Consider the following 20,232-nt stretch of genomic DNA (forward strand, 5'->3'; position numbering starts at 1 on the left):
GCTCATTCTATTGAGAATGAGCTTTCTTTATTTATACTATGTGTCGTTAATGTTTGTTTTAACGTTAAAATTGCTTGTGGTGTAAGTTGTTGTTTGACTTTTTTTAAAGGAAGCCAAGTAAATTCCTCAGTTTCTGTTTGTTGAAATAGATCATGATCTGCCAATTGTACGGCATATACAAATAAAAATTCATGATACGCTGTTTGATGTGAAAAGAAATTTTCGATGACACCTAGATACTCCATTGCCACACATGTCGTATTTAATTCCTCTTTTATTTCACGCTGCAATGCTTCACTAGTCGATTCACCAAATTTTACTCGTCCGCCTGGTAGAGTAAGCGTTTGATCTGGATAGCGGCACACCAGTACTCGATTGTCGACCTCACAAAATGCCGCTACACGGATATTTAATTTCCCTTGAGTCAAGTCGACCGTTAAATCAGACATGATCTACCCAAATATCTTGAGCGATGGTTTGCAAATGATTGATTTTGTCCCATTGTTCTGTAAACGTTAAATGATTTCCTTCTTCGGTTGAAGCAAATCCACATTGTGGACTGATACTTAAATACTCTAATGGGATATATGCTTGTGCTTCTAGTACTCGTGCTTTGATTTGTTCAGGATCTTCTAGTTCAGGCGTTTTCGATGTGACTAAACCTAAAACGACTTGACTCTTTTTACCTGCTTCTTTCCAATAGCGTAGCGGTGTAAAATCACCCGCACGATCAGAGTCGTATTCCAAGAAGAAACCATCATACTCTGTTGCAAATAATTCTTTAGCGATAGGCTCATATCCTCCTGAGAACAACCAAGAAGAGGCATGATTACCACGACAAATGTGTGTTGTAATCACCATATCTACTGGTTTATTCGCTAATGAAGCATTGATGATCTTTGTACAAATCGCCGCAATATATTCTGGATCGATTCCTTTTTGTGTAATTTCTGCACGTTTTGTAGCATCTGCTAAAAAGGCCCAATTTGTATCGTCAAATTGTAAATAGCGACAGCCTGCTGCATAAAAAGCTTGGATCGCCTCTTGATACGCAGTAGCTAAATCTTGATAAAACTCATTTAAATCCGGATAGATCTCGGATAGATGTGAAGTTCCATCGTTGGCAAGCAATTCCTGACGTAACAGCATCGTTGGACTTGGAATTGTCGCTTTAGCTTCTACTCCTTCATACTGATCAACCACTTTTTTCAATTGACGAAAATCTTCAATAAATGGATGTGTATCTGAAAATGATACTCGATCAACCAAACGAATATTATATGCTGGAGCGGGTTTCCCATGAAACACTTGATTATATTGTTCTGGTGTATAGCCTTCAACCCCATCGAGTCCTTCTAAAAAATCAAGGTGCCAAAAACCACGACGGAACTCTCCATCTGTAATTCCCTTAAGTCCTGCTTTTACTTGTTGCGCAACCAACGCTTCAATTTCTTCAGATTCGATTTCCTTGCGTTTTTCTAATGAGATTTGCCCATTTTTTTCTGCTAGTTTCGCTTCTTTCAAACGTTCTGGTCGTAAAAAACTACCGACATGATCGACACGATATGGAGCTTGTTGTTTTCCCATCTTTCACCATTCCTTTTCCTTTTTAACTAAAAAACGTCCTTTGTCAGCCGACAAAGGACGTGTAATCACGTGGTACCACCTTAATTTAGGAAATCATTTCCCCTTAAGCGTTCTGTAACGTAGAACAGGCCGCAAGATCACTCTTGTCCGAAAAGACCATCTTCTGCTTTAACTTCGGGCTTTTTTCACCAACCAAAACCTCTCTAAACAACCAATTAAAACGTACTCTTCTTTTCATTGGATCTATATGTGATTGTTATCATACCATGCTAAAAAAAATTGTCAACTATTCAAAGGGGTAAACCATTCCCCACTGCGTACGAATACTTGTCAATGTGGCCATAACGTCTCGAACAAGTTGTAAGTTTTGTTCACCCGATTGGTTGGTGATGTAGTCTTCCATATCTAAAATTTCATATTCTAAGGCTCGAGCAGTTTCGCCTTCTGTAATCGTGATCGTCTCTCCTGTTTCTGTATACGTGATCGTTGCTTCCTGTGCTCTAGGATAGTTATTGATTTCGATGAATGCTTTCTCACATGCAACTACTCCTCGCTTAGGTTGTTTCGCCCGCATTGTCAAAGCCATCACTGACATCTCTCCATCTGGATTTTTCAATAAAATGCCCGATGTTTCGTCGACACCTGTTTCAAAAAAGTTACCGGTAGTCAAGACGACATTCGGTTGACTACTCATGAAATAGCGCGCAAACGAAGTAGCATATACACCAATATCAAGCAAAGCTCCGCCAGCTAATTCTTTTGAGAAAAACCGATTCGTCACATCATATTCTTTGCAGCTTCCAAAATTGACTTGAATCATTTTAACAGGACCTAATTCGCCACTAGCTACGATTTTTTGTAATTTTTTGTAAAGAGGCATATGGAATAGCGTCACGCCGTCAGATAAAATCAGGCCGCGCTCTTTTGCTAATAAGACGCACTCTTCCAACTGACGATCATTGACTGTAATCGCCTTTTCACAAAAAACGTTTTTATTTTGTAGTAACGCAGCTTTGATTTGTTCATAATGCAGATTATGCGGAGTAGCGATATACACGATATCGATTGCTTCGTCTTTGAGCAATTCTGTAACATCTTTATAGATGTGCTCAATATCATAATTTTTGGCAAACGCTTCTGCTCGTTCAAAGTGTGCGCTCGTGACTCCATATACTTTACGATCTAATGCCTTAAACGCTTCAGCCATCTCTCTTGCAATGACTCCAGTTCCGATGATTCCCCAATTATACATTCGACTTTCCTCCTGTTAGTTCATAATCTGTAGTTTCTGTCACCACGATTGCTCCAGTAGCAATTTTGTAAAATAATGATGTATCCACGATTCCAGGTGTCATAAGTAACCTTTGATTTAATCTAGCGAACTCAATAGTTTGTGGTATAAAATCGATTAATACTGTTCCACGACTTGTGTACGTATAAGAATCACTCGTTTGACTCATACGGAGTGCACTTGTCCCTAATGGTTTCAATGATTCAATGACACTTCCAATAGCTTCTTTGACTACTTCTAAAGTAAGTGGGACTTTAAAGCTTAACGTTTTGGATACTTTACTCTCATCGACCAATAAAATATATTCTTTAGCCATTTGTGCAATGATTTTTTCTTCCGTATGGATGCCTCCCATTGATTTCAACACGATCAGTTCTTCATCGACTTCATCACAACCATCGAAGGCTAAATCAACTTGTGACACATAAGCCGTGTCTAGTACTGTTAAGCCTGAATTGATACAATGTTGCTTGGTTTTTTCTGAAGGTGTAACGATTTGAACGTCTAATTTAGTTTCTTTGATCATATCGACTAGATACCCAATCGTACTTCCACCACCCAGACCTAATACCATACCAGATTGGATTTTCTTTAGAGCTAGTGCTGCACAGCGTTTTTTCATGACCAAACCCCTTTATGAAATTTAATTTTACAAAAAATATAATTTATGAAATTAACTTTCTTAAGTATACGCAAGCAATTCCTTATTCGTCAAGAAAAAACTAGAAGTTGTCATAAGACAACTTCTAGTTTAAATTTTATGATCTGAAATCAATTGCTCATGTCGCTTGATAAATTCTAAACGTTCAGGTTCTTCAAACGCTAAAAGCAAGAACAGTGTTTCTGTCAACAACATAGCTGAAACTCTAGAAAAATAATAATCTTTTTGAAATAACCGTTCTCTAGTAGCTGTCGTTAAGTGAATCGTAGCCAGTTTTGCTAATGGAGAGTGCTGATTATTCGTCATCGCCACTACGACAATCTCTTTTGTGTTACACCATTCGACAGCTTTGATCAAATCTTTCGTCTCTCCTGAATTTGAGATCACGATGACTAGATCTTCTTTGGTAAAAGTCAATAAAGCAGCTAGTGCTGTATCCCAAATTTCATACGCGTTAGCCGCGATCCCAATTTGATTAAAACGATAGGCTGCATCCATTGCAACAGGTATCGTATTTCCATACGCTAAAAAAATAACTCGTTTTGCTTGAACGATTTGATTTAGTGTTTGCTGAACATCAACTTCATTCAACTGCATCAAAGTTTGTTCGATCTCTTTGATTTTATTTTGCTTGATATGCGCTAAACGTTGGCCTAACAGCGAGCGTTCCGGGTGTGGATCTAGCTTTGGAATCGTCACTTGGGCCAATTCGATTTTTAATGCATGAAAGCCTACGACTTCTATCTTACGACAAAAACGACTGATCGAAGCCTCGCTGACTTCACTTTGTAAGGCTAAATCCGCAATCGTCATATTTGGGATCTCTTTAGGATGTGCCAAAATATAATCAGCTACTTTTTTTTCAGTTAGCGAAAATGTGGTATACATCGTATGTAATTTATCAAGAATATTCACGTAATTACTCCTTTTTCCCATCATTTTCCTATTGTAGCATATTCTATTTAATGAGCGAGCATTTCTTGAGCGATCTCACTTGCTGATAGATCAGCCGGATAATAAGTCGGCCAATGATCCATCTCAGTCAATAATGCTTGTTGGCTCTCTCCACCAAAGTAGATGTGAAAATGAGCTGCTGCTTCATCCTTGATTCCGTGATCACTAAATTGGACGTAACGATAATTCCCTGCATCTTTATCCGTCGTTTCAAATAAATACCGAACACCTTTATTGCCTTTAGTATATGTCAAAATTTTTTTACCCGCATACTTATATGTATACGTATGTGTTCCTTTGGGGTCTGTAAAACTAATTTTACTATCCGTTATCTTGATGGTATTGACATCGGTCTTATATCCTGTTTCATAATAAGCTTTATACTCTGTCTCGGTCTTTTCCGGATTTAATTTCGCTTTATATGCAAATACTTGATCGAGTGTACCATCTTGCAATAAAGGATAAACCGATTGCCAATGTCCTGCATAATTAGCTAATGGTCGATCTTCCACAGCGCTATCGTCAAAATAACCCTTGGCAACTGTTTTTTCTGTTGCGGCTGTCGTTTCTGAATCAACAGCTTTTCCTGTCGACTGTGTCGTTTTTTCTAAGGCTACTAGATTTTCTTCCATGACCGAGATATAGGTTTCTCCATTTTTAATTTGTTCATTCGTTAAACTTTCTAATGGATTTAGGACCAATAAATCAACGCCTGTTTCATTCGCTAATGTTTTAGCGACTTTGTCACTCGCATTTTCTTCAAAATAAATATAGCGAATATCATTGTCTTTTACATATGTTTTCAACTCGCTCAAACGTTTAGGACTAGGCTCAATGTCTGGTGAAAGACCTGCGATTGGTACTTGAGTTAGCCCATACTCTAAAGCTAAATAACCAAAGGCCGCATGTTGCGTCACAAAGCTTTTTTGCGTCGCACTACTTAAGCTTTTTTGATAGTTTTGATCTAAGGTAGTGAGCTTTTCTAAGTATGCTTCACTATTGGTTTTAAATGTTTTTGCTTTATCCGGATATAGCTTCGCTAGTTGTGCTTCAATTGAGGCCACTTCTTTTTTCGCTAAACTCGGTGCAAGCCAAGTGTGTGGATCAAGTTCATGATGATGACCTTCTTCTTCGTGGTCATGATCTTTTTCTGAACCTGGTAACAGCAACATACCTTTTGTTCCCTCTACCACATTAACCTTATCGTCTAACGTTTTTTCTATGTTAGATACCCAGCCTTCCATATTAGGATTGTGATAGACAAATACATCTGCCGATTGAATTTTAGCCATATCCTTAGCACTTGGTTCATAATCATGCGGTTCTGAACCTGCTGGAACTAATAAACTAACGTCAGCTTCATCTCCTACGATTTCTTTTGTAAATTCATACATCGGATAAAAAGTTGTTACGATTGATAATTTTTTTGAATCCGCTGTTACTGAACTTTCTTGATTATTCCCACAAGCACTCAATATCCCCAAACTAGTGAGTACAATCGTACCTAACCCCAATAATTTCTGATAATTTTTCACGTATTAAATCCCCTTTTGCTTTCGTTTTGCTGCTTGGATCAATTTCAATGCACGCTTTTTCGTTTTGATATTTGGACTTTTTAAACGACGATAAGCGCTCGATAAATCCGTTTTTTCCATCTTTTTTCTCCCATATCATAGTTATTTGACTTCTTGAAATAAAACGCGTTTACGTAATTTTGGTGAGTATTTTTTCAATCTTACCTTTTCTGGTGTATTTCGTTTATTTTTACTCGTTAAGTACAAGCGTTCTTTTGTTTCCTTACATTCCAAAATGATCGTCTGACGCATGTTGTAATCCTCCTCGTTCTAGAAAATACATGTCAAGTTGTTGTTTGTGGTCATAATTTAGTTCGGGATAGAGTGCAAGTAATTGTTCTTTATCCATCAAAGGAATTTCCCAAAATCCTTCGATTTGTTTAAATGATAAATCAGATAGAACCTTAAAAATCGGATACAACTCGAGAAACTCATCAAACAATAAATTTTCTGCTTCATCAAAATCTTTGACCAAGCCTTTTTGTAAGGCTTCTATTGCGGGAGCTCCCGTTTCGTCGATAATTCCTTGTTGGATCATCGTTTGATAAATTTGTGCTTTAGGTGTTTGCTGCTTAAAATAGGCATAGCCATCTTCGATCAAAGGAGGATAAATAATCTTCATCGAACCTCCGCCTTTCGCAATTTCACTTCTTCTTTGGTGATATAGTGTGAGCATTTATAGACTCCTGTCGGTAGATCATAAGCAATCGTAGGACTTTTGATCTGGTGATGAGTACGACGTGTGCGTTTTTTCATTTTTGATGTTTTACGAGCAGGTACTGCCATCTTTATTCCTCCTTACCAACTGGCTTTTTTGACACCAGGGATTTTTCCTTCTAAAGCTAACTTACGAAACTCAATCCGCGATAGACCAAATTTTCTTAAATATCCACATGGTCGACCATCTATCCGATCTCGATTCTTCAATCTTACCGGGCTAGCATCCTTCGGTAGTGCTGCAAGACCTTGGTAGTCTTTAGCTGCTTTTAATGCTTCACGCCGTTTACGATAATGTTCGACCGTTGCACGTTGGTTTTGTGCTTTTGCGATTTTTGATTTTTTTGCCATATTACTCCCTCTTCCTATTTGAAATATTTAAATCGTAATGAATACGATTTGAGCAGAAGTAATTTAACAGAACTGCGTTTCGTTGTCAATATTTTTTCACAAAAAAACGCCCTGCACAAAATGTACAAGACGTTTTGATAGTATTAAGCTTGGTTTGCTGCTAATTCTGCTGCTTTGATTTTTTCTTCTTTTAGTAATTTTCCATCGTAGAATTTCACAAATGGGAACCAAATAACAAAGGCTAAAATCGCACAGATGATCGCAACAAGTGCTGCCATCAAGTCACCACCAGTTCCGATAAAGGCACCTAACCCAACTGGTGAAGGCCATGGAACTTGTGCAACTAATGGTTTGATGAATTCTGTTTTGATTGCAAAGTACCCAACTGATGCTGAAACCATTGGTGCTAAGAAGAATGGAATCGCTAAGTACGGGTTATACACAATCGGCATACCAAAGATAATTGGCTCATTGATGTTGAAGATCGCTGGTGCTAAAGACGCACGACCCAAGATTTTTAATTGATCTGATTTTGCTAAGAAGGCAATAAAGAAAGTCATTAATAAAGTCGCTCCAGAACCACCCATGATCGCAAATGAGTTGTTGAACTCACCAGCAAATGGAATATGTGCTCCAGCAGCATTTTCAGCCATGTTGGCTAATAAGATCGGTGTTAAGAATGCCCCGATAATATTGGCACCGTGGATCCCTACAACCCATAGCGCATGAATCAAGAAGATGATGACCATAACCCCTAACCAGCTATTTGTTAAACCAGTTACGAAAGCAAATGGAATGGCGATGATTTTGTAAATGTCAGTTCCTAATGCAATTAATACCCCATTGATGATCAATACCGCAAACGCGATAACGAATGCTGGGATTAACGCAGTAAATGAACGAGAAACGCCTAATGGCACTGTTTCTGGCATTTTTACAACCCAGTTTTTACGAACACATAAGAAATATAGTTGTGTAGCTAAAACAGCCATGATAATTGCAGTAAAGATTCCTGATGTTCCTAGGCGATCTACTGTTGCGCCCATACGGAATCCATTGATAACATTTTCTGTTTCAGAAGTCACGTTCACTAATTTCATAGCGCCGTCTTTCATCACTAATTCTGGTAAAGTCATAAAGAAGGCGAAGACAGATAACATTGCACCATTTAGCGCGTTAACATTTAGGCCATTTTCTTCAGATTCAATTTTCGTTAATTCATATCCAATTACAAAGTTAAAATAAAGTGCTAAAATCCCCATTGTTGCTGTATTGGCCACCATGTATAGATCACTGACTTTAAAGAATGTGTTATCAAACAATCCTTGTAACCCAGTGAATGTTGTTGGCAAAATATTGAATACTAAGAACATTGATCCTACGATAGTGAATGGAATAGACGCCATCCCGGCTGCCATTACTGCACGTACTAATTTAAACTGTGCAATTTTCCCCATCGGCTGCATCAAGTACTTTTGTAAAATCGTAAACCCTTTGTTCATCTTATTCTCTCCTCATCTTTTAGCTATCTCAGCTAAGTGTTTTTTCGTAAGCCTTCACTAATTTTAAGTGCTTATCTTGTCCTAAACGAATTTTGTACAATTTTCGTAGCACAACCAAGCTGATTAAAATCCCAATTAATAATGCGCATGTCAATACTCGTTTGGTATTCATCGTTTTGGTTAAAAACGGGAATAAGTTTGCATACGCTGGTGTATAAATCAATCCGATCAGTCCAACGTTCACGATTCCTTGTGCCGTATAGAAAAAACGAGCATAAGGTAATTTTTGACTATGATTTCGGTAGAGTTTCACTTGTTCTAAAGCAACGACTGCTGCTCCAGCAAACAAAGCAAAAGGCAAGAGCGCAAGTAGTGGTTGGCTAAACAGTAAGAAAACAAACCAATATAAGTTAAAAAATAAAAATAACGCTGTCGTATAACGAATCAATAAAAACCGATTAAAATACATATTGGTAATACTTGTTTTCTTTCTTCGTTCCTCTAGCTTCTCCATATTGGCATTCATTTTCTTCACTCCTTATCCTGTTATTGCGCGATTTTTGCTAAGATTTCATGATTTTGTTTGTATAGATGAGACATTTCTTCGGCAACTTCTTGTAACGTCATGGTGGTCATTAAATGATCTTGTGCATGCACCATAATGATTTCCATTTCGATTTTTGTTCCTCCAGCATAAGAATGCAATAATTCTGTTTGCGAATTATGGGCTTTTACAACCTCTTCTTTGGCTTCTTGCAAGAATGTATTGGCTTGTTCAAAGTCATTTTCGCGCATCGCTTTAAATGCTTGATGGATATTGGTACGTGCATTCCCACTATGTAAAATGATAGTAAATGCGATTACTTGAATTTCTTCACTTGTCATTTGTTCAGTCATACTCTTACACCTCTTCAATTAATTTCATAAATATTGTTTTAAATTCTTCAAAATCTTGTACTTGTAATAATTGTTCTTGAGTCGCTTTTCGTTCAATCAATGTTACGATCGCTTTGGTCACAACTGTAAGCCCGTAATTTTCGTAACGTGAGGGTGATACCATAAAGACAAACTTAATATCTGGATAGTCCTCATTCCAATAGACACCTTCTGGAAGTAATGCCACACCCACTTTTTCAATACGGCCAACTGGAACAGCTGGATGCGGTACTGCAATCGCATCACTAAATAAAATCGTACCTAACTTGATTCGTTGTGCGATTTGATAGTGCATTTGCTGACTATAATCAGCCGCTTCATTAACCGCTAACTGCGTCAACAACTGGTCAATCACCGCTTCTTTGGTGATTCGTTCTTTACTACGATAAAAATACATGTCTGAAAGTTCTGTTAACACTACTGACGAATCTTCTTGTTTTGCTGTTTTACTTGAATAGATTGTCTTGCGTTGTGTTTGCTGGTTCAAGTAATCTCGAATCATTTGTACATCTTTTTCTGGTAAAAAGACACTTACATGAAAGACTGGAACTTTGAAGATCATCGCGGATAAATCGATTGAGGATACGACAAAGTCAACTTGCTCCAATACATGTTTATCAATCTCATAATATCCTTTGACATCCACGATATTGATCCGTTCACCGAATTCTTTTTCGGCTCTAGTTTTTAATAATTGAGCACTACCATAACCTGTAGCACAGATGATCAACACACGTGCTTTTTGGTCATGCTTCATTTTTTCAATAGCGGCTAAAAAATGTAAGGTAATATAGGCCCACTCATCTTCACTTACCTCATAACTTGCTAAGGCAGGCAATTGACACATGTAATACTTCGTTAAATTAAAAGTTTCAGTATAATTAGTTTTGATTTCGTTTAACAATGGGTTTTCTTGTGAAATATGACGCTCTAAACGCACGATCATCGGCTTGATATGCTCGATCAATCCGTTAAATAACTGATTGTCTGTCGCAAACGAATATTCAGTCTCGATCTGCATTTTCACCAAAAGTTCTTTTAGCGAATGAACTAAATCGATATCCTCATCTAACGGTGTATGATTTGATTTTGCCATTAAATGTAAGGTTAGATAAGCGCGTTCTTCTAAAGGAAAATGAATCGGAATGATGGCTTCAATCCGTTCAATAATTCGTCCAGCGACTTCGTATTCGATGCGTGTCGCAATCGAATCTTCTAAACCTAAATTTTGAATATCTAATCCAGCTTGGATGCGTTTGATACTTAATGACAAATGTAAGACTAAATTTTGAATGATAAAATCAGATAATTTCAAATGCGCTTCACGACATTCATCTAAAATAATGATCGTCAATAAGTCAAAACCGATCGCTTCGCTCAATCCTGCCTGAACTGTGACCGGTTGCAAAATATTCATTGCGTCTTTAGTAAAGAAATAGTTCATCATAAAATGACGTTTTGCTCGTTCTTTACCTTCAATATAAAACCCTTGTTTATCTTTTTTAACGGCTAAATCATAAGATAAGATTTGCTGCTTGATCTCAGAAATATCTTTGATCAATTGCGACGTACTAATAAATAGTCGTTCTGACAATTCATCGGGATCGATTTTTTGATCTTCAAGTAGCATTAAATTTAGCAAGTAACGTTTGCGATCTGCGACTTCATTGATAGACTGATTAAGATCATCCAGACCAGTCAAATGGCAATCAGCTAAAAATAGATCGAATTGTTGTCGATCTAAAATTTTTAGCTGATAGCCTAGTCCTTGTTTTGCGATAATGTTTGCCCCATTGGCTTCCATCGTCAATTTTAATTCTTTAATATAGTTTCGAATCGTTCGATCAGATAATGATAACTCGTTTGCGAGTTCCTCACTTGTTTTGAATACGCCTTTTGCTGCGATCAATAAGTTCACTAAATCTCGTTGTTTCTGTTTCATCATTATCCCCGCTCCCATTAAATGTTCGCGTCAATTAATTCTCCTAATTGTTGTACACCGGTTGGAATTGGAATGTAAGCTGGGAATGGAATGCCAACTACAGGTTTTCCTACAGAGTCACCCACTTTTTTGAACTTATCTAAGTACATGGTTGTTTGAGGGCTGATTAAGAATAAGTCGAAATCGCTATCTTTAATCATTTTGTCGCCTTCAGTTGCTGGAACTGCATCTACTTCGATTTCTTGTCCTTTGCTTTGGAAATATTCCGTTGCCTTTTTCGCCATCAACGAAGATGACATTCCTGCTGCACAAATAATTAACGCTTTTTTCATAGTTATTCTCTCCTTTATTATACATAATTTTTAACGAGCGTTTTTTTTTCGTTCATTAGTTTTAACTTATCTACAGTATAAAAAGAAAGCGTTTTTATTTCAATTCAACTTTTTCCGTATCAATACGGAAAAAATAAAAACACACCATATTCCTTATTTAAATGAATACATGATGTGTTTTTATTTACTTTTTCAAATAACTCTTGCATCACTTGATCAATTGACTTAGAAAAAGGTATAGCTACTTATTTGATCTCAGATATTGGAAGCTTTATTTGTTTAAGTGTTATCAATCATAAGGCTCGACATTAGCTGTAATTGTGTATCTTTTTTTATACTTTTTTTCTACGTTGCGCTCTTGACATCGCTGGCTGTTCTGTTATAATTCGTGGTTTTTTAGCGAGTAATTTCAAGTGATAAGGTTCATGATAGCGAAATCCGTCTTTGAAAAAATCGCCACCAATCACGTAAAGTCCTACTGGTTCTAATTTTCCTTCTGCTTTGTGCTCAATTCGACCGATCGGAACTAGTGATTGATAACTTGTTCCAATTTGTAACTCATATTGATTCTGATGGATCCGTTTTACAAAATAATAAGGATAGATCGTATTCCATTCAATCAAATAGCCATCTTGCTGTGATAACTCATTTGTTGATATGACATTTTTTTCAATCAATTCTTGCATATTCATCGCTAAAATAAGTTCATAATCGTCATAAAAATCGATCGTAATTTCTTCAGTATCGACCGCATTCATTGTTTTGGCAGCTGTTTTAGACTCTTGTTGAATATTGAAGACTTCATCTGGAAGATATTTTACAAAAAGTTGGGTAACATCAATTTTTAAATTTTTATCACAAAAGTAATAAAAGATATTCAAGGCAATGAAATAAATCAAAATCACAAAAACGATACTGTATAAAATAAATTGTAAATAATTTTCATTTTGCAATAATCCATAGATGATTCTTAAAATATAAAGCGTTGGGAAAATACTTAAGATCGTATAACTGCGATTCAAGTATTTAGGACTAATATCTAAATACCCTAAAAATTTATTGATTCCATTGATGATATCTAATAAGAAACTCATTGACTAGCACCTGCCTCATCGCTTGTAGTTACGTTAAAATTATTTACATTTTCTTCAACTGAAGATGACGGTGTCGTATCAAATTGTTCACTTGTAGTACTTTCTTCACTAGTCGTACTTTCTTCGCTGCTTGAACTAATTGTCTCTTGATCTTGTGTATCATAAGTTCTTGGTGTTTGTTCAACGCTTGATTCTGTAACGCTCATAATGGTATCCGATGAAGGTTTCGTTTCATCACTAGAACGACTTGTTTGGCTACTTGTTGTAGTGGTCGTGGTCATAGTATTCGTGGTCGTGCGATAACTCGAACTATTTACCACAGTCGTTGCTGTGGCAATTAACACAGAAATCGTTAATAACGCAATTGGTTTTAATATTGGCGGAACTTTTCTCATGTTTTTCGTGCTCCTTTAGTAGTATCGAAAATATCCTACCACAATTTCTTTCAAAAAAAATGATTATTTTCTGAAATGACGCGATAAATTAAGATTTATTTAACCCTTTTTGGTCGACCTAGAAGACCTATCGTAGTATTTATCTTAAGAATATGTTAAACTTTCAACTAGATATGATGAACTTGTGAAAAGGAGAACGCTATGAAAATATTCGATCGTGTTGAAAGCATTATCTATTTTATTCTCTCTATCGGACTGATCGGTTTTTCTACATATGCGTTATTCAGCGCATTCACTCACGGTCTATGGGGATCGATAGCACTGTTATTCTTTTTATTTTTACTCGGACTGACATTTGCTTCTTATGGATTTGTTCGCTGGATGAAACTTCGTGAAACCTATCGCTATCTTTCGTATTACCGTACATATTTAGTCATTCAATTCGCTACGTTTTTTTACTTAATGCTTTTGGGTAGTATTGCTCATTTCCTATTAAACGAACCTTTAGGAATGAGTTGTGCTTTAATTGGCTTAGTCATCACGTTACTCTCTACGATCCCAATCTACTTTTCCTTCAAATAAAAAAGACATCTCCCAAAAAATGGAAGCTGTCTTTTTTTTACCCTTTTAAAGGTGTTTTTGTTTCAAAAAGTGGACTTACTGGTTTGTTCTCATGAATACGTTTAATGGCTTCTGCCACTAATTTTCCAACGCTAACTTCGTCAATTTTTTCGATTTTACGCTCTTCTGGTAAATTGATCGAATCTGTGACTACTAAACGCTCGATCGCTGAATCCTGAATACGCTCTAAGGCTGGCCCAGATAATACCGGATGCGTACAAGACGCATATACAGTCTTAGCTCCAACTTCTTTTAACGCATTGGCTGCTAGTGTGATCGTTCCTGCTGTATCAATAATATCATCAATCAGAACACATACTTTACCATCTACACGGCCAATAATATTCATCACTTCAGCGACATTAGCACGTGGACGACGTTTGTCGATGATTGCAATCGGTGCTTTTAAGAACTCAGCTAATTTACGTGCACGCGTTACACCACCATGGTCCGGTGATACGACAACAACATCATCACCTTGGATCCCTTTTTCTAAAAAGTAATTCGCGATCAAAGGAGCACCCATCAAGTGGTCTACTGGAATATCAAAAAACCCTTGGATTTGTGCTGCATGCAAATCTAACGTCACCATTCTTGTAGCACCAGCTTTTTGGATCATATTCGCTACTAATTTCGCTGTGATTGGTTCACGAGAACGTGCTTTACGATCTTGTCTTGCATAACCATAATAAGGCATCACGATATTAATTGTTTTTGCACTTGCACGCTTTAACGCATCGATCATGATCAATAATTCCATTAAATTATCATTTACCGGGCTACTAGTAGACTGAATGATATATACGTGAGAACCACGAATACTTTCTTCGATGTTTACTTGGATTTCACCATCACTAAATTGTTTAACAGAGCATTTTCCTAATTCGACGCCAACGGCAGCTGCAATTTTTTCAGCCAAAGGACGATTGGAATTTAAGGCAAAAATCTTTAACTTTGGATCAAAATACTGGTTTAACATGAGAACCTCCACTTTCTATACCTAAAACTAGAATCCGACACGTTTCTAGAAATCTCTTACTCATAAATAGTAGTCATTTTTGTTTGATAAATCAAGTGATTCCGTTATTCTTATTGATTATAAGGCAATTTTTTTGCGAAATCTTCTTTATTTTCTTGACGTGCTCGGGCAATTCCCATTCCATTATCTGGAATATTCATCGTAATCGTCGATCCTGCAGCAACAACCGCATTTTCCCCTAGTGTAACTGGTCCGACCAAGTTAGAAGCTGAACCAATAAAGGCATGGTCACCAACCGTTGTATGGTGCTTATGTTTGCCATCATAATTGACAAATACTACACCGCATCCAACATTGATTTCTTTACCTAACGTCGCATCTCCTACATAAGTCAAATGTCCAACTTTAGTGTGTTCACCCACTACTGCTTTTTTGATTTCAACAAAATTTCCGATATGCGCGTGCTCATGAATTTCTGCTTGTGGGCGTAAATGTGCAAATGGCCCGATATCTACATGATCACGTACTGTACTTTCTTCAATAACAGAAGAGTACACTTTGACATAGTCTCCGATCGTACTGTCAATGATTTGAGTTTGGCCAGAAATAAAGCACCCTTCTCCAATCGTTGTTTGACCTTTTAGGTAAACACCTGGTTCAATGATTGTTTCAGCACCAACCTTAATACCAGCTTCAATATACGTAGAATTTGGATCAATAAATGAAACACCATTTCTCATATGCTCGGTATTAATGCGATTACGCATAATACGATTGGCCTCTGCTAAAGCGATACGGTCATTGACCCCAATCGATTCTTCAAAGTTTTCTGTTTGATAAGCAGCAACTGTATGGTCTGCTTTTTTCAAAATTTCAATGATATCTGTTAAATAATATTCACCTTGAGCATTATTTGTATCGATTTGATTCAATGCTTCAAATAATAATTCATTATCGAAACAATACGTTCCTGTATTGATTTCTTGGACTTGGACTTCACTTACTGAAGCATCTTTTTGCTCTACGATTTTTTCAACAATCCCGACACGGTCACGAATAATACGTCCATAACCAGTTGGATCCTCCGCATGCGCTGTCAAAATAGTTGCAGAAGCGTGTTTTCCTTCATGGTATTCAAATAAACGTTCCAAAGTTTCACTTGTTAATAAAGGTGTGTCCCCACTAATTACTAAAGTAGTTCCTTTTTTTCCTTGTAAAAATGGTGCAGCTTGTAATACAGCATGTCCTGTACCCAACTGTTCTGCTTGCAGTGCATATTCACTGCGTTCGCCAAGTTGTTCTTTAACTAAATCTGCTCCGTGGCCTACGATCGTTACGATTTGAGTGGGTGCTAATTCAGTTACACGATTCATAATATGTTCGACCATGGGTTTACCACAGACTGGATGTAGCACTTTGTATAATTTTGATTTCATGCGTGTACCTTTACCCGCAGCTAAAATAATGGCATAACGTGATTCCACGTAATTCACTCCAATTCCTTATTTTCTCGTTTAAGTGTAGCTCAATTCATATTCTTTTTCAAACTCTTTTAGTGAACAAAAAGAGGATATGACAAAAGTCTGTCACACCCCCTAAAAATAAATCGACAATGTTTTAGAAGTGGCTCCTTTAAAGACCAGTCAAAACAGTACCCAAATATAGAATACTGCTATCAGAATGAACCAACTTATTTTTTGGAATTATCCACTTCTATCACAGTTGCTTTTTTAGTCTAGCTCGTTAAAATAATTCCCTGGTACGACAGAGATCGATTTGGTCTGTGTATCTACATCTTCGACATACAATAAAGATGTATAGTCAGTCACCGCGCGATCCCCCTTAAAGTTCGCTTCTGCAAAAACAGTAACTCCTACTAGCTCGGCTTCAAATTCTTCGATCAAACCTTGCATCCCGTTGATCGTTCCGCCGCCTTTCATGAAATCATCTACTACAAGGACACGCGAGCCACGTTTTAAGCTACGTTTAGATAATTCCATTTTTTCGATACGTTCAGAAGAACCAGATACATAGTTTACACTAACAGTGGAACCCTCTGTAATTTTTGAGTCTCGACGTACAATAACAAAAGGTACATTCAAATAATAAGATACCGCCTGAGCAATCGGAACACCCTTAGTTGCGACAGTCATCACGGCATCGATTTCTTGTCCTAAATATTTTGAAGCGATGATCCGACCTACTTGACGCAATAATTCTGGTTCCCCTAAAAGGTCAGATAAATAAACGTAGCCACCGGGTAATAAGCGTGTTTGATCAGATAGACGATTAGCTAGTTCTTTCAAATAACCTTTCGTTTCTTCTTTAGTGATCGTTGGGATAAATTTTACTCCTCCAGCAGCTCCTGGGATCGTTTCTAAAATCCCTGTTCCTCTTTGATTAAACGTTTTTTTTACGATAGCTAGATCTTCGCTAATTGATGATTTAGCTGAGTCATAGCGTTTTGCGAAAAATGTTAATGAGATTAATTCATGTGGATGATCCAATAAGTAATGGGTCATATCGATCAATCGCTCACTGCGACGCACTTTCATTTGTTTTTTGCCCCTTTTTATTTTCTATTTTTCCTCATTATATAGTCTTTTACTAATTTTTACGAGTATTTTCTAATATTATCAGAAAAACGTTCGTAAATAATGAAATAAAGATAAAAAAATAGCGAGAAATTTTCGTTTCTCGCTCATAAAACTATAGTTTTTCATGAAACTTTCTTTGTTTTTGAATTTGAAATCGTACAACGAGTGTACGAATGATTTGAACAACTAAAAATAAAGCAATAAATACTAATGTGATTGTCGCACCAGGAGGTGTATCCAAATAAAATGATCCTGTCAGACCACTCAACATTCCAAAAAGCCCTACAATGACACTAATTAATAGTACAGCTGAAAAACTTTTACCTAGTTTCATACTAATCGCTGCAGGTAGTACCATGATTGCTGAGATCAATAGCGCACCTGCGATTGGGATCATTACCGCAATAGCGATCCCTGTAAGAATATTAAAGCACATCGACATAATGCGCACGGGTAAGCCGTCAACTTCAGCCGTATCCTCATCAAATGTTAAAACATACATTGGTCGTCTGAAGAAAAGAAACATCAAGACCAATAACACACATAGACCACCTAAAAAGTAAAGCTGTGATGTTGTGATCGTTACGATCGAACCAAATAAGTACGATTGAACACTCACTGCTGAATTTCCACCATTTAGATTCATAAGGACGAGCGCTAATGCTAATCCCCCCGCCATTAAAATAGCAATCGAGATTTCAGAATACGTCCGATAGATCGTGCGTAAGTATTCCAAGATAACTGCTGCAATCACTACAACGATCAATGTAGTAAACGTCGGATTAAGATTTAAAACAAATCCTAAAGCTACCCCTGCTAATGAAACATGTGATAATGTATCGGCCATTAATGACTGACGACGTAATACTAGAAAGACACCAAGCATCGGAGCAATTCCTGCAATAAAAATTGCGGCTAAAAAAGCTTTTCTCATGAATTCAAGTGAAAGCAACGCCATGGAGTCCCCTCCTTTCTAACTAAATGAATATGTCGATCCGCATAAGCTTGAATATCTTCGTGATCGTGCGTGATCATTAAAATCGCTTTTTGATGCTGATGGGCACTATGTCGTAATAAACGGTAAAATTCTTGTCTAGATTGATCATCCATCCCCGTCGTTGGTTCATCCAGTACAAATAAATCAGGATCTGTTGCAAACATTCTTGCTAAACTAATTCGTTGCTTTTGACCACCAGATAACGCACCTACACGTTTATGACGCATATCCCACATGCCAACTGCTTCTAAAGCTTTTCTAACGTGTTGATGATCACGTTCTGTCAAACGTTTAAACCAGCGTCCACGTGGATAACGACCAGACTGAACGAGCTCTAATACCGTACTTGGAAAGCCTACGTTGTATGAAGCAATTTGTTGAGGAATATACCCGATACTTAATTTATTTCCCGCGACATTTTCTTTAGCAATCGTGACTTTTCCTTGTGCTGGTTTTAATAATCCTAACGTAGAGCGGACGAGAGTCGATTTTGCTGCACCATTTTCACCAGTTAAAATGACAAATTCTCCACTATCTACATGATAGCTAATATCTGAGAGAACGGGTTCATCGTCATAATAAAAGGTTAAGTTTTGCACTTCGATATAACGCATACTACACTCTCCTTAATAAATACTTTTTTTCAATGCTTCTAAATTTTGTTCCATAATACTAATATAGGTCTCGCCATCATCCATTTGTTTCTGTGTTAAACTTTCTAACGGGTTTAAAACTGCAAGTTCTACTCCAGTTTCAGTAGATAACGTTTCAGCAACTTTAGACGATGTATTTTCTTCAAAATAAATCACGCGTACATCATGATTTTTAACATATGTTTTCAATTCTGCTAAACGGCTTGGCGAAGGCTCCTGTTCTGCTGATATACCTGTAATGGACTCTTGTGTCAAATCATATTGATGAGCAAGATAACTAAATGCCGCATGTTGCGTCACAAAAGTGCGATGTGTTGCTCCTTTGAATGCTTCTTCATATTTTGTATTCAATTGTTCTAATTCATCGATATAGGCTTCAGCATTTTTTTCGAAAATCGTTTTCTTCTCTGGATACTGTGCACTTAACCGTGTCTTTATCTCTTCAACTTCTTTTACTGCTAGTACTGGATCCGTCCAAACGTGAGGATCGTGTTCATGATCGTGTCCATCTGTTGACTCATGGTCACCCTCTGTTTCTAAAGCAATCGTTGAAGCTGCTTCGATCACCAATGTATGTTTTGGATCTAAATTTTTTTGTGCGCTCGTTACCCAACTCTCCAAATCTTGACTGTTATATACAAAAACATCTGACTGAGCGATTTTTGCCATATCTTTAGCACTAGGTTCATAATCATGTGGTTCAGTCCCCGCTGGAATCAGTAAACTAACATCACCTTCATCACCTAATACTTCCTTTGTAAACTCGTACATTGGATAAAATGTTGCAATCGCTTGGATCTTATCTGATTTTACTTGATCTTTAGCAGTGTCTGACTGACTGCATCCAGCTAAAAATAATCCTAATCCGGCAAGTAGCATTGCTGTTCTTTTTATGTATTTCATTTTCTTTCCTCACTTTTTTATAAATCGGAATTTTTACGATTTAACGCAAAGAATAATTTATCAGAGGATTGCTGTTTCGTCAACGATTATGCTACAATTTCTGATTTAGGAGCGAATTTCACTACTAAATCGGAAAACATCGGAAT

The 20,232-nt window shown here is 37.1% G+C and carries 25 protein-coding genes and 1 other annotated feature; of the genes, 1 reads left to right on the forward strand and 24 read right to left on the reverse strand.

Annotated features, from left to right (window positions below; genetic code table 11):
• Positions 1–2: 2 nt before the first annotated feature.
• From ACWOEC_RS00795 to ACWOEC_RS00880, 18 genes are all read right to left on the reverse strand, one after another.
• Positions 3–449, reverse strand: coding sequence for an NUDIX hydrolase (locus tag ACWOEC_RS00795; RefSeq protein ID WP_455305411.1), 447 nt, complete (start codon positions 447–449; stop codon positions 3–5).
• On the reverse strand, positions 442–1,587 hold the full coding sequence (locus ACWOEC_RS00800) for a 5-methyltetrahydropteroyltriglutamate--homocysteine S-methyltransferase (RefSeq protein ID WP_455305412.1): 1,146 nt from the start codon (positions 1,585–1,587) through the stop codon (positions 442–444). The genes ACWOEC_RS00795 and ACWOEC_RS00800 overlap by 8 nt, the downstream gene beginning before the upstream one ends.
• A 50-nt stretch (positions 1,588–1,637) precedes the next feature.
• Positions 1,638–1,834: a binding site (T-box leader), on the reverse strand.
• A 39-nt stretch (positions 1,835–1,873) separates the two neighbouring features.
• On the reverse strand, positions 1,874–2,839 hold the full coding sequence (locus tag ACWOEC_RS00805; protein WP_455305413.1) for a Gfo/Idh/MocA family protein: 966 nt from the start codon (positions 2,837–2,839) through the stop codon (positions 1,874–1,876).
• Positions 2,832–3,500, reverse strand: a complete 669-nt coding sequence (gene rpiA, locus ACWOEC_RS00810) for a ribose 5-phosphate isomerase A (protein ID WP_455305414.1) — start codon at positions 3,498–3,500, stop codon at positions 2,832–2,834. Before rpiA ends, ACWOEC_RS00805 begins: the two co-directional genes overlap by 8 nt.
• 129 nt (positions 3,501–3,629) lie before the next feature.
• The gene (locus ACWOEC_RS00815; RefSeq protein ID WP_297077864.1) at positions 3,630–4,454 is read right to left on the reverse strand and encodes a MurR/RpiR family transcriptional regulator; all 825 of its coding nucleotides are present in this window, start codon (positions 4,452–4,454) and stop codon (positions 3,630–3,632) included.
• A 47-nt stretch (positions 4,455–4,501) separates the two neighbouring features.
• A complete protein-coding gene (locus ACWOEC_RS00820; RefSeq protein WP_455305415.1) occupies positions 4,502–6,028 on the reverse strand; it encodes a metal ABC transporter solute-binding protein, Zn/Mn family in 1,527 nt (508 codons plus the stop codon).
• Positions 6,029–6,031: 3 nt separating this feature from the next.
• Complete coding sequence (locus tag ACWOEC_RS00825) at positions 6,032–6,148, reverse strand: putative metal homeostasis protein (protein ID WP_016186178.1); 117 nt, start codon at positions 6,146–6,148, stop codon at positions 6,032–6,034.
• Between the two features lie 21 nt (positions 6,149–6,169).
• Entirely contained in the window at positions 6,170–6,319 is a 150-nt protein-coding gene (gene rpmG, locus ACWOEC_RS00830) for a 50S ribosomal protein L33 (RefSeq protein ID WP_455305416.1), read from the reverse strand.
• Entirely contained in the window at positions 6,291–6,689 is a 399-nt protein-coding gene (locus tag ACWOEC_RS00835; RefSeq protein WP_455305417.1) for a hypothetical protein, read from the reverse strand. The genes rpmG and ACWOEC_RS00835 overlap by 29 nt, the downstream gene beginning before the upstream one ends.
• A complete protein-coding gene (gene rpmF, locus ACWOEC_RS00840; protein WP_455305418.1) occupies positions 6,686–6,853 on the reverse strand; it encodes a 50S ribosomal protein L32 in 168 nt (55 codons plus the stop codon). Before rpmF ends, ACWOEC_RS00835 begins: the two co-directional genes overlap by 4 nt.
• Before the next feature lie 12 nt (positions 6,854–6,865).
• On the reverse strand, positions 6,866–7,135 hold the full coding sequence (rpsN, locus tag ACWOEC_RS00845) for a 30S ribosomal protein S14 (RefSeq protein ID WP_455305419.1): 270 nt from the start codon (positions 7,133–7,135) through the stop codon (positions 6,866–6,868).
• Between the two features lie 143 nt (positions 7,136–7,278).
• On the reverse strand, positions 7,279–8,637 hold the full coding sequence (gene celB, locus ACWOEC_RS00850; RefSeq protein ID WP_455305420.1) for a PTS cellobiose transporter subunit IIC: 1,359 nt from the start codon (positions 8,635–8,637) through the stop codon (positions 7,279–7,281).
• A 28-nt stretch (positions 8,638–8,665) separates the two neighbouring features.
• Positions 8,666–9,163 (reverse strand): hypothetical protein, encoded by a 498-nt coding sequence (locus ACWOEC_RS00855; protein ID WP_455305421.1) that lies wholly within the window; start codon positions 9,161–9,163, stop codon positions 8,666–8,668.
• A 20-nt stretch (positions 9,164–9,183) separates the two neighbouring features.
• On the reverse strand, positions 9,184–9,534 hold the full coding sequence (locus ACWOEC_RS00860; RefSeq protein ID WP_455305422.1) for a PTS cellobiose transporter subunit IIA: 351 nt from the start codon (positions 9,532–9,534) through the stop codon (positions 9,184–9,186).
• A gap of 4 nt (positions 9,535–9,538) precedes the next feature.
• Positions 9,539–11,515: a BglG family transcription antiterminator gene (locus tag ACWOEC_RS00865; protein ID WP_455305423.1), complete on the reverse strand. Its 1,977-nt coding sequence runs from the start codon at positions 11,513–11,515 to the stop codon at positions 9,539–9,541.
• 17 nt (positions 11,516–11,532) lie between these two features.
• A complete protein-coding gene (locus tag ACWOEC_RS00870; protein WP_455305424.1) occupies positions 11,533–11,847 on the reverse strand; it encodes a PTS cellobiose transporter subunit IIB in 315 nt (104 codons plus the stop codon).
• A 332-nt stretch (positions 11,848–12,179) separates the two neighbouring features.
• Positions 12,180–12,941 carry a DUF6681 family protein gene (locus tag ACWOEC_RS00875; protein WP_455305425.1) on the reverse strand — a complete coding sequence of 254 codons (762 nt, stop codon included), beginning with the start codon at positions 12,939–12,941 and terminating at the stop codon, positions 12,180–12,182.
• The gene (locus ACWOEC_RS00880; protein WP_455305426.1) at positions 12,938–13,336 is read right to left on the reverse strand and encodes a hypothetical protein; all 399 of its coding nucleotides are present in this window, start codon (positions 13,334–13,336) and stop codon (positions 12,938–12,940) included. Before ACWOEC_RS00880 ends, ACWOEC_RS00875 begins: the two co-directional genes overlap by 4 nt.
• Before the next feature lie 201 nt (positions 13,337–13,537).
• Between ACWOEC_RS00880 and ACWOEC_RS00885 the strand changes: the two genes are divergently transcribed.
• A complete protein-coding gene (locus ACWOEC_RS00885) occupies positions 13,538–13,918 on the forward strand; it encodes a hypothetical protein (protein WP_455305427.1) in 381 nt (126 codons plus the stop codon).
• A 37-nt stretch (positions 13,919–13,955) separates the two neighbouring features.
• Here the strand turns inward: ACWOEC_RS00885 and ACWOEC_RS00890 are convergent, their stop codons facing one another.
• The 6 genes from ACWOEC_RS00890 to ACWOEC_RS00915 form a co-directional block, all read right to left on the reverse strand.
• Positions 13,956–14,936: a ribose-phosphate diphosphokinase gene (locus tag ACWOEC_RS00890; protein ID WP_455305428.1), complete on the reverse strand. Its 981-nt coding sequence runs from the start codon at positions 14,934–14,936 to the stop codon at positions 13,956–13,958.
• Between the two features lie 110 nt (positions 14,937–15,046).
• Complete coding sequence (gene glmU, locus ACWOEC_RS00895; protein ID WP_455305429.1) at positions 15,047–16,420, reverse strand: bifunctional UDP-N-acetylglucosamine diphosphorylase/glucosamine-1-phosphate N-acetyltransferase GlmU; 1,374 nt, start codon at positions 16,418–16,420, stop codon at positions 15,047–15,049.
• A 246-nt stretch (positions 16,421–16,666) separates the two neighbouring features.
• Positions 16,667–17,491 carry a pur operon repressor gene (gene purR, locus ACWOEC_RS00900; RefSeq protein ID WP_297077850.1) on the reverse strand — a complete coding sequence of 275 codons (825 nt, stop codon included), beginning with the start codon at positions 17,489–17,491 and terminating at the stop codon, positions 16,667–16,669.
• Positions 17,492–17,645: 154 nt separating this feature from the next.
• On the reverse strand, positions 17,646–18,491 hold the full coding sequence (locus tag ACWOEC_RS00905) for a metal ABC transporter permease (RefSeq protein ID WP_455305430.1): 846 nt from the start codon (positions 18,489–18,491) through the stop codon (positions 17,646–17,648).
• On the reverse strand, positions 18,464–19,144 hold the full coding sequence (locus tag ACWOEC_RS00910; protein ID WP_297077847.1) for a metal ABC transporter ATP-binding protein: 681 nt from the start codon (positions 19,142–19,144) through the stop codon (positions 18,464–18,466). The genes ACWOEC_RS00905 and ACWOEC_RS00910 overlap by 28 nt, the downstream gene beginning before the upstream one ends.
• A gap of 12 nt (positions 19,145–19,156) precedes the next feature.
• Complete coding sequence (locus ACWOEC_RS00915; protein WP_455305431.1) at positions 19,157–20,086, reverse strand: metal ABC transporter substrate-binding protein; 930 nt, start codon at positions 20,084–20,086, stop codon at positions 19,157–19,159.
• Between the last annotated feature and the right edge of the window lie 146 nt (positions 20,087–20,232).

The organism is Enterococcus bulliens, assembly GCF_053761865.1.